This window comes from Borrelia persica No12 (assembly GCF_000500045.1).
GTDB lineage: Bacteria > Spirochaetota > Spirochaetia > Borreliales > Borreliaceae > Borrelia > Borrelia persica.
On record NZ_AYOT01000226.1, the window covers coordinates 1 to 1212 of the forward strand.

General features: G+C 24.5%; 2 protein-coding genes. Both read left to right on the forward strand.

The window, feature by feature from the left end; translation table 11 throughout:
• Positions 1 to 545, forward strand: a 545-nt coding sequence (locus tag U881_RS13420) for a hypothetical protein (protein WP_024654252.1), incomplete at its 5' end; no start/stop codon positions are given.
• A gap of 139 nt (positions 546 to 684) precedes the next feature.
• Positions 685 to 1212 (forward strand): anti-CBASS protein Acb1 family protein (locus U881_RS0109845; RefSeq protein ID WP_024654253.1); only part of this gene is annotated, 528 nt, incomplete at its 3' end.

Here is a 1212-nt window from a genome sequence, read left to right on the forward strand (position 1 = left end):
TTGAGTATCTTAAAGAAAACTTTGATATTAAATTAAAACATTTAGAAGAAAAGATTTTTGATACCAAAGAAGAACTTATTAATAGAATGGATAGTAAGTTTAATGAGCTTGATAATAAGATTGATAACGTTGAGAATAATCTGAATATAAAGATTGATACTAAATTCACTGAACTTGATAACAAGATTGATATTGTTAAAAGTGAATTAAAGTCTGATATTCGTGATGTGGATAATAAGATTGATACTAAATTCACTGAACTTAATAATAAGATTGATAATGTTGAAAATAACTTGAACGTTAAGATTGATACTGTTAGGAATGAATTAAAGTCAGACATTAAAGACCTCGATAACAAGATTGATAACGTTCGAAAAGACATGGAACTTAATAAAATGGAACTAGATAATAAGATTGACAAATCAGTATCAGAAATTAAAGGTACATTAAAGTTACATGGTTGGATGTTTGGAACAATTATTACTCTTAATATAGGAATATTTTTAGCGTTAATATCAATAATTTATTCATTAGTTATAAAATAGATTTAAGAAAGTAAAATTCTCTCCTATAAATTTCAATATTTTTTTTGTAAAAATTTTAGTTTTTTTTGTTAAACTAAGTTAGCAAAAACTAAAATATGCTTTATATTTATGTATGTTATAAGGTGAGATATTATTTAAGATGAAATTAAATTTTAAAATTAATTCAAGAGAATTATACAAGTACTCAATATTTTTCAGAAATTATATAGATAATGTGGCAGAAGATGTATTAAAGAATGGGATTAGTTTGCAAAGTACATCTTCTGCTGTTACATCACTAGAAGAAGAATTAGATAATCTAAAAATAGAACTTAAAGCAGCATTATTGCAGTGTATTATTAGCTACAGATTTAATGGAGTTGGGTATATTTTAGTAAAGACAGCCGATGAACTTGATAATTTAAATGTAGAAGTGAATCAAGAATTCCCTACTGGATTTATGTATTTAGATTATGACAAGGTATATGATACTGGAATTGATTCTAGTTATATTAGTTGTTATTTAAAAAAAGGAAATAAAGAAGAAGCTATTCATGGACTTGAACAAATTAAGATACATAAGAGCAGATTAATTATATATGAGAATTATGACTATATATTGCATTCTTATACACCATGTTATACGGAAAGTTTTTTGCTTAATGTGTACTTACTAGAGAAGATATAT